At 74.9% G+C, this 8,835-nt stretch carries 6 protein-coding genes; all 6 read right to left on the bottom strand.

Going from position 1 to position 8,835, the window contains the following annotated elements; translation table 11 throughout:
• Positions 1-188: 188 nt before the first annotated feature.
• Positions 189-1,454, bottom strand: coding sequence for a glutamate synthase-related protein (locus tag ACEPPI_RS38630; RefSeq protein WP_373919933.1), 1,266 nt, complete (start codon positions 1,452-1,454; stop codon positions 189-191).
• Positions 1,451-2,434 (bottom strand): asparagine synthetase A, encoded by a 984-nt coding sequence (locus ACEPPI_RS38625; RefSeq protein WP_373919935.1) that lies wholly within the window; start codon positions 2,432-2,434, stop codon positions 1,451-1,453. The genes ACEPPI_RS38630 and ACEPPI_RS38625 overlap by 4 nt, the downstream gene beginning before the upstream one ends.
• Positions 2,435-2,496: 62 nt before the next feature.
• Positions 2,497-3,810, bottom strand: a complete 1,314-nt coding sequence (locus ACEPPI_RS38620; RefSeq protein ID WP_373919932.1) for a methylaspartate mutase — start codon at positions 3,808-3,810, stop codon at positions 2,497-2,499.
• Positions 3,807-4,238, bottom strand: coding sequence for a cobalamin B12-binding domain-containing protein (locus ACEPPI_RS38615; RefSeq protein WP_373919934.1), 432 nt, complete (start codon positions 4,236-4,238; stop codon positions 3,807-3,809). The genes ACEPPI_RS38620 and ACEPPI_RS38615 overlap by 4 nt, the downstream gene beginning before the upstream one ends.
• Before the next feature lie 168 nt (positions 4,239-4,406).
• Positions 4,407-4,616, bottom strand: a complete 210-nt coding sequence (locus ACEPPI_RS38610) for an MbtH family protein (RefSeq protein ID WP_356215889.1) — start codon at positions 4,614-4,616, stop codon at positions 4,407-4,409.
• Positions 4,613-8,835 (bottom strand): amino acid adenylation domain-containing protein (locus tag ACEPPI_RS38605; protein WP_373919931.1); only part of this gene is annotated, 4,223 nt, incomplete at its 5' end. The genes ACEPPI_RS38605 and ACEPPI_RS38610, both read right to left, overlap by 4 nt.

Here is an 8,835-nt window from a genome sequence, read left to right as displayed (position 1 = left end):
GGCGGTGGCGCGGGCCGTACGGGCGCCGGGGCCGGCGGCGCGGCCGGTCGCGGAACCGGGGCCGGGGGAGCGGGAGGGCGAGGGCGCCAGGGTGACCCCGGGCACCTCCCCGAACCGGAACCGCGCCTTTACGACCCCGCCCCGACGGCTGCCCGCAGGGCGCCCGGCGGGCCCCGCCGGGCGGGGGTTCACGAGGGCTCCGGGACCGGCAGCGGGGCCGGGCCGGGCGCCGGGGTGCGGGGGGACCAGAGGTCCTCGGGGGAGAGGTCGGCCGGGCGGTACTTGCCGACCGCGCTGACCAGCAGCCGCACCTCCAGGGCGAGGGCCTCCACCAGCCGGACCAGCCCCGACGCGGGGTCCTCGTCGACGGCGAGCAGCGCGGCCCGGCCCAGGCCCACGGCCGTGGCCCCCAGTGCCAGGGCCCGCACGGCGCGGCCGCCCTCCCACATCCGGCCCGAGGCGAGCAGGTCGCCGGCCGGGCTGCCGATGCGGCGCAGGCATTCGCCCAGCGGCAGCCCGGCCGCCTCCAGGAACACCCGGGGCGCCCAGCCGGTGCCGCCCTCCGCGCCGTCGACGGTGACGGCGTCCGCGCCCGCCGCCCAGGCGGTGGCGGCCGCGCGGGCGATGTCGCGGCCCGGGTGGAACTTCACCCAGGTGCGGGCCAGCGGGAAGTTGTTCCGCATGAACCGCAGCTGCTGGCGCACGATCTCCTCGGTGAAGGTCCCCGGGGTCGCGCACCGCAGCAGCCGCCCGTCGGGGTCGCCCAGCAGGTCCCGTACCGCGAACCGCCCGCCGAGGCGGTCGGCTTCCGCCGCGCCGACCACGGTCATCCCGCCGAGGCCCGGCTTCGCGCCCTGGCCCGCCTTCAGTTCGAAGCCGAGGCGGCCCGAGTCGCGCAGCGGGCGGCTGCCGGGGTCGCTGTAGAGGAGGTTCCACACCTCGGAGTCGGCGTCCTCGGTGGACTGCTGCACCACCACCCCGCCCACCCCGTCGGGGAGTTCCCCGGCGTACGCGGCCACCCGCTCCAGCAGCGCCGAGCTGCTGCCGTAGCCGTGCACGGGGACCATGTTCTCGCCGATCACCATCGGGATCCCGAGCCGGGCCGCCTGCCGGGCGGCGGCCAGGCCGAGGTCGCCGCTGCCGGCCCGGGTGGAACCGAAGGCCGACAGGTACAGCGGGAGCCGCGCGGTGAACCCGCCGATCCCGGTGCGCAGGTCCACGTCCTCGTACGAGGGCTCCCGTCCCAGGTCGATGAGCTTCTCCAGCCGCCTCGGCATGAACACCGGTGGCACCAGCCGCAGTTCGTCCAGCGCGTCCGCCGGGTCCGGAGCCGGGGCCGCCCCGAACAGCGCGGCCCCGTACTCCCCGGCCGGCGGGAACACCTCGGCCGTTCCCGCCCGCGCCCGGGCCCGTACCGCCTCCTGCGGGAACCCGTCCGCCCGAAGCCCGCTCACGGCGCGATCACCCCCGGCAGCTTCGGGTAGGCGCTGACCTGCCACAGCGCGTCCAGGCCGGTCAGGAACCGGACGAGGCGCTGGAGGCCCATGCCGAAGCCGGCGCTGGGTTCGATGCCCTCCCGGGCCAGCTCCAGGTACCAGGCGTACTTGGCCGGGTTCTCGCCGCTCTCCCGCATCCGGGTCACGATCGCCGCGTACCGGCTCTCCCGCTCGCTGCCGCTGACCAGCTCCCCGTATCCGCCGTGCGCGATCAGGTCGAAGTTGCGCAGCACGCCCGGCTGTTCGGGGTCCTCGCGGTCGTAGAAGCCGCGCGATCCCTTGGGGTAGTCGTTGACGAAGAACGGCCGGTCCGCCTCCAGGGAGAGCACCTTCTCGCCCGCCCAGTCGATCTCCGCGTCGGGGCTCTGCGGATGGCCGTGCGCGGTCAGCCGGGCCACGGCCTCCGCGTGGGTCAGCGCGTCGAACTTGCCCTGCCGCAGCTCCGCGAAGTCCAGTTCCTCGCGGCCCAGTTCGCGCAGGAGGTGGGGCACCGTCGTCCACACGTGCTCCACCACGTGGGTCAGCAGTCCGGCCGCGACCTCCTGCGCGTCCTGCCGGGTGCCGCCCGCCATCTCCACGTCGATCTGGTGGAACTCCACCAGGTGCCGGCCGGTGCCGGCCGTCTCCGGCGGCTCCACCCGGACGTTCGGGGCGATGTAGAAGAGTCTGGGGAAGCCCCTCAGCGAGGCCTGCTTGTAGAGGATCGCGCTGGTCATCAGCTTGTACGGCTGCCCGTAGTAGTCCACGTCGAGTGCCTTCGCGCCGCGCCCGCCGGGGTCGGTGACCGGTCCGACCAGCGGCGGCAGCAGCTCCACGAATCCGGCGCCGCGCAGGAACCGGCGTGCCGCGTCGAGGACTTCCTGCTGCACGAGCATCGCGGAGCGCAGCCGCGGCGACCGCAGGTGCTCACCGAGCGGGGGAGGGGTGTGCGGGTCCATGTCGACTTCCGATCGTCCGGAGGGGGTGGTGGGGGTGGGGGTGGGGCCGTGCTGCGCCGTGTTCACGCGCGGGCCCGGGGTCCGTCGTGGCGCCGGGCCACCGAGCCCAGCGCCACCAGCAGCCCGTCCGCGGTCAGGGCCCGGCCCGGCGGCGCGTTGCGGTACGGGGCCACCGGCATCGCCCCGACCTCGGACCAGCGCAGCCGCCCGTCCGCGTCGACGAAGCTGCGCGAGCGGCCCGCGTTGTCGGGGTGCAGGCAGTACGGGACGTCGAGCACGCCCCGCGCGAACGCGGTGCGCAGCGCCCGCCCCGGGTCCTCGGCCAGGTCCAGCACGGCCTCCACGAAGGCGCGGGCCTCCCGGTACACCTCGCCGTCGGCCGGGCCGGGCGGATCGGCGGGGCGCTCGCACAGGGCTGCGGTGGCCGCGGCCGTCTCCAGGGCCCGTACGTTCTCCCGCACGGTCGGTATCCGGTGCGCCTCGGCGGCGGTCTTCACGATCAGCCGCTGCGCCCCGGCCCGTACGGCGAGCCGGGCCGAGGCCTCCAGCAGCCGGGTCGCGCCGCGCGCGGTCCGCGGGAAGACGCCCATGTAGGTGTAGAGGACGACGTGCCGGTCCACGCCCGCCGGCAGGAACTCGGCGGCGAGGCGGCGCAGGGCGCGGACCGCCTCCTCGTCCTGCGCGGGGTCGGTCTGCTGGGCGTAGCTGAGGGAGACGCTGCGGATGCCGTGCCGGACGAAGAACAGTCCTTCCAGCAGGCTCAGGGCCACCAGCAGTCCGGGAGGGCAGAGCTGGCCGAGCATGCAGCCGCCGAAGCTCTCCAGGTGCGCCACCCGCGGGGCGGGGACCAGCTCGGCCAGCAGTTCGCAGGAGCGGGCCCAGTTCTCCACGGACTCGGCGAGCGGGGTGCGCCCGTAGGGCAGGCAGTAGGAGACCGGACCGCCCTCGGTGGCGTCCAGTCCGGCGGCGGCCAGGGCCCGGACGATGGCTTCGGGGCGTGAGGAGCCGTGCCGGACCTGGACGGGGAACGCCGGGCCGCGTACGCCCTCCAGCAGGGCCCGCGTGAGGCCGCTGGAGTGGGTGGTGATGGGGTAGCCGTTGAGCGGGGTGCCCTCGGCGAGTGCGGCGCGGGCGGCGTCCTGATCGCCGACCCGGGTGTAGCTGTCGATGGTGAGGGTGCCGACGGTGGTGGCGACGGCGTCCTTGGTGCGCTCCAGCCCGTCCCGCATCCGTTCCGGGTCGCCGAAGCCCATGCGGGGCTGGACGACGAGCTGTCCGGAGGCGGCCGCGCGGGCGACGAATCCACCGAAGGAGGTGTCGGGGGCGGCCGGTTCCCGTGCGGCCGAGGGGGCCAGGAGGGTGGCGCCGCCGCTCATGCCACGGCCTGCCGGGCGGCCCGGCCGCCGCCCGCGAGGAGGTCGAGGAAGTCCCGCAGGGCGCCGGTGTCCCCGTCGTCGAAGACGGCGTCGCAGCCCGCGTCGAGGAGCCGCCGGCGCAGGCGGGGGTCCGGGACCCCGGCGACGCCCAGCTTCCCGCCGATGACGACGGGCAGGGTCACGCCGGCCCGGCGCAGGGCCAGGACGGCGCCGAGCCCGTCCCGGTAGCCGTGTCCGTTCACGCTGCTGAGGACCACCAGGTCGGGCCGGCCGGGCCCGTCGGCGGCGCAGGCGCCGGCCAGCAGGCCGTCCGGCACGCAGGGGCCCAGGTTGTGGACCCGGTGTCCCAGCTCCTCCAGGAAGAGCTGGAGGTAGACGAGGTTCCAGGTGTGCGAATCCGATGCCGTACCGCTCAGCAGGATGTGCATATTACGTCGTCGCATACGAGGAATATAGGAAGCGCGGGACCCGCCGAGGGGAAGTTGCTGCGGCAGTATCGGGGAATTGCCGGGCGGATCTGCGGCTCGGCGGAGAATGCGGAAAGCCGTGCCCCGCGGTGCGGGACACGGCTTTCCTGAACCGATTTCCTGAACGGGTCAGCGGGCGTACTGGTCGACCAGGGTCCTGGGGCGGATGTCCGTCCAGTTCGCCTCGACGTACGCGAGGGCGTCCGCCCGCGTCCCCTCGCCCCACACCACCTCCCAGCCGCCCGGGACCTGGGCGAACACGGGCCACAGGGCGTGCTGGCCCTCGGCGTTTACCACGACGTGGAAGGTGCCCTCGGTGTCGTCGAAAGGATTGGTCATGACAGGCTCCTCAGTTTCTCGGAAAGGATGCGGCCGATCAGTGCGAGAGGTTCCGGCTCGCCCATTCTGGTGTGCGGGACGCCGATGACGTGATTTTCCACGCTGCCGTCCACATAGGGAATCCAGTTCTGGGCGAGGGTGTTTTCCGTTTCCCCGTCCTCGATGGCCGCCAGGAAGAGAAGATCGGTGGCGACCGGGCGCGGGGCGTACAGGTTCATGATTTCGGCGTGGTTGATCGAGGCGCCGATGACCGAGCGGATCTCCGCGTCGGAGAAGGCGCCGAGGACCGGGTCCTTCAGCCGGACCAGCCCGATCAGCGCGTCCACGTCGAACGGGGCGTCCTCGGGCTCGTCGGTGGCGTCGCCGACGAGCATGTCCCGCTTCTGCGCCGGGGTCATCCGGCGCCGCTCGGGCTCGGTCGGCAGGAGGTGCACGTCCATCATCGCGAGGAGGTCGGTGCGTTCGCCCAGGGCGGCGAGGCGGACGGCGAGCGCGTGGGCGACCGTACCGCCGAACGACCAGCCCAGGAAGCGGTACGGGCCGTGCGGCTGCACCTCCCGGATCAGCGGGAGGTAGTCCTCCACCATCTCCTCCACGGACGCGGGGGAGTGCCCCAGCTCGCTCAGGGCCCGCGCCTGGATCGCGTACAACGGCTGGTCCGGCCCCAGATGCCGGGTCAGGCCCGCGTACGGCCAGCCCACGCCCGTCCCCGGGTGGACGCAGAACAGCGGTGGCCGCGCACCCCCCGGCTGGAGCGGCAGCACCACCCCCATCGGGTCGAAGCCGCTCGGTTCGTCGCCCAGCAGCCCGGCCACCGTCGGCGTGCGGAACAGGTCCCGCACGCCGCGCTCCAGCCCGAGGACGGTCCGCATCCGGCTCACCAGCCGCACCCCGAGCAGCGAATGCCCGCCCAGCGCGAAGAAGTTGTCGTCGATGCCGACCCGGTCCACCCCCAGGATCTCGGCGAACAGCCCGCACAGCACCTCCTCGCGCGGGGTGCGCGCCGCCCGCCCGGTGCCGCGCGGTGCCACGGCCGGCGCCGGCAGGGCCGCCCGGTCGGGCTTGCCGTTGACGGTGAGCGGGATGGCGTCCAGGAGCACCGCCGCCGACGGGACCATGTGCTCGGGCAGTTCGTCCGCCGCCCAGCGCAGCAGGGCGGCCTCCGTCAGGGTGTGCCCGGCCCGCGGGACGGCGTAGGCGACCAGGCGCTTGCCGCCCGGTCCGTCCTCGAAGACCACCACGGCGACCTGCCCGACCCCGGGATGGCGGGCGAGGGTCTCCTCGATCTCACCGGGCTCGATGCGGAAGCCGCGCAGCTTGATCTGGCCGTCGGCCCGCCCGATGAACCGCAGTTCGCCCCCGGCCGTCCAGTGCACCAGGTCGCCCGTGCGGTACATCCGGCCGCCGTCCGCGGCGAAGGGGTCCGCGACGAACCGCTCGGCCGTCAGGCCGGGCCGGCCGACGTAACCGCGGGCCACCTGCGTACCGGCGATGTACATCTCGCCGGGGACGCCCACCGGGACGGGCCGCAGCCGCTCGTCCAGGACGTGCACCCGGGTGTTGTCCAGGGCCGCTCCCAGGTACACCCCGCGCACCTCCCGCTCGGTGAGCGGGAAGCGCTGGTGGTGCGAAGCGAAGGTGGTCTCGGTCGGGCCGTACGAGTGGACGAGCACGGTCTCCGGGCAGTGCTCCAGGACCCGCTGGAGCGCACTCGGGGACGCGACGTCCCCGCCGGTCCACACCTCGTCGAGGAGCTTGAGGGTGTCCAGGCCCTCGTCCGCCATGACGTGGAAGAGCCCCATGGTGAAGTAGGCCGCCGAGACCTCGTGCGTGCGGATCGTGTGGTCCAGCTCGGCGACGTCGGTGCCGTCGCCCGGGGCGATCACCAACTGGCCACCGTTGAGCAGCGGGACCCACAGCTCGTAGGTGGAGGCGTCGAAGCCGATCGCCGAATGGACCAGCATCCGGCGGTGGTGGGCCAGGTCCCAGCAGCGGTCGGTGACCAGCTCCACCACGTTGCGGTGGGTGACGCCGACCCCCTTGGGGCGGCCCGTGGACCCGGAGGTGAACATCACGTACATCAGGGCGTCCTCGCCCACCGCGATCCCCGGATCCGTGCCCGGATAGCCCGCCACCGGGGTGTCCACCGACAACGCCCTCACACCGTCGGCGAGTTGCCGGGCGACCTGGGGCAGCTCCGCGTGCTCCTCCCGGACCAGCAGCACCCGCGCGCCCACGTCCTCCATGATCATGTCCACCCGGGCCTCGGGCAGCCGCGGGTCCAGCGGTACGTACGCCGCCCCGCACTTGAGCACCGCCAGCGCTGCCACCAGCAGGTACGGGGTGCGCTCCAGCAGCAGTCCCACCGCCGCGTCGCGGCCCACGCCCGCCTCGACCAGCCGGTGCGCCAGCGCGTTGGCCCGCGCGTCCAGCTCGGCGTAGGTCAGGGTCTCGTCCTCGTAGGAGACGGCGGTCCGCCCCGGTGTGCGCCGGGCCTGCTCCGCGAACCGTTCGTGCGCCAGGCCGCACGCGGCGCCCGGGACGGCGGTGTCGTTGTAGGCGGCCAGCCGCAGCCCCTCCCCGGGCGACAGCAGCCGTACGTCCCCGATCCGCTGCTCGGGATCCGCCGCCACCTCCCGCAGGGTGCGCGCCACGTGCCCGGCGAGCACCGCCGCCGTGCCCGGGTCGTACAGGTCGGTCGCGTACTCCAGTACGCCCTCCAGCCCGCCCGGGGCCCCGTCCGCGTCCCGGGTCTCGCGCAGCGACAGGGTCAGGTCGAACTTGGTGAACCCGGAGTCCGCCCCCAGCGGGGTCCCGGCCAGGGCTCCGCCCGCCGGGGCGGTCGGCTCCGCCGGATGCACCTGCACGATCACCTGTACCAGCGGGTGGCGGGCCGTGGAGCGCTGCGGGTTGAGGTGCTCGACGACCAGGTCGAAGGGGAGCTCCTGGTGGGCGTAGGCGGCCAGTCCCGTCTCCCGGACCCGGCCGACCAGCTCGGAGAAGCGCGGGTTCCCGGAGGTGTCGCAGCGCAGCACGAGCGTGTTGACGAAGAAGCCGACCAGGTCGTTCAGGGCCTCGTCGTCACGGCCCGCGACCACCGTGCCCAGCGGCAGGTCGGTGCCCGCGCCGTGTCGGGTCAGGGTCGCGGCCAGGGCCGCCTGCACCACCGTGAACAGGGTGGTCCCGTGCTCCAGGGCCAGGCGCTCCAGCCGGGCGTGCGTGGCGGCGTCCACCTCCAGGGGCGTCGCCGAGCCCCGGTGCGAGGCCTCGGCCGGCCTGGTGCGGGCGGCGGTCAGCTCCAGGACCGGCGGGGCGTCCGCCAGGGTCCGCTCCCAGAAGGCCAGGTGCCCGGCCGCGGCCCCGCCCTCCAGGGCGGCCCGCTCCCACAGGGTGTAGTCCGCGTACTGCACCGGCAGCGGCTCCCAGCCGGGCGCCGACCCGCCGAGCCGGGCCCCGTAGGCCTCGGCCAGGTCGTCGAACAGCGGCCCCGCGGACCAGCCGTCGGCGGCGATGTGGTGGACCAGCACCACCAGGACCTGCTCCTCCCCGCAGCCGATCAGCGTGGCCCGCAGCGGAAGGTCGGTCGCCAGCGCGAACACGTGCCCGGCGGCCGCGTCCACCGCCGCCTCCAGACCCCCCTCCGGCGCGGTGACCAGGTCCAGCGGGGGCCGCGCCCCCTCGCACACCCGCTGGTACGGCCGGCCGTCGACCGCCGGGTACACCGTGCGCAGCACCTCGTGCCGCTCGGCGACGTCGGCCAGCGCGTCCGCCAGCACCGCCGGGTCCAGGGGCCGTTCCAGGCGCAGCGCGAAGGGGATGTTGTACGACCGGCCCGGCCCCTGGAGCTGGTCCACGAACCACAGCCGGCGCTGCGCGTACGACAGCGGCACCCGCTCCGGCCGGTCCGCCGCCGGGACCAGCGCGGGCCGCCCGGCCGGCGCGGCCTCCCGGCCCAGCCGCAGTGCCAGTTCGGCGGGGGTCGGCGCGAGGAACAGGTCCCGGATCCGGGCCTCCAGACCGAGCGTGGCCCGGATCCGGTTCACCAGGCGCACCCCCATCATGGAATGCCCGCCCTCGGAGAAGAAGTTGGCGTCCGGGGCCACCGGCCCGTCGAGGCCGATCACCTCCCCGAACAGTGCGCACAGCACCTGCTCGACGGAGTCGGCGCCGGCGCCGGCCCCGGCCGCCGCACCGCGGACCCCGGCGGCCCGCTCGGAGG

Source organism: Streptomyces sp. AB3(2024) (genome assembly GCF_041862025.1).
In the GTDB taxonomy this organism is placed as follows: Bacteria; Actinomycetota; Actinomycetes; order Streptomycetales; family Streptomycetaceae; genus Streptomyces.
This window is presented reverse-complemented; position numbering and strand designations above follow the sequence as displayed.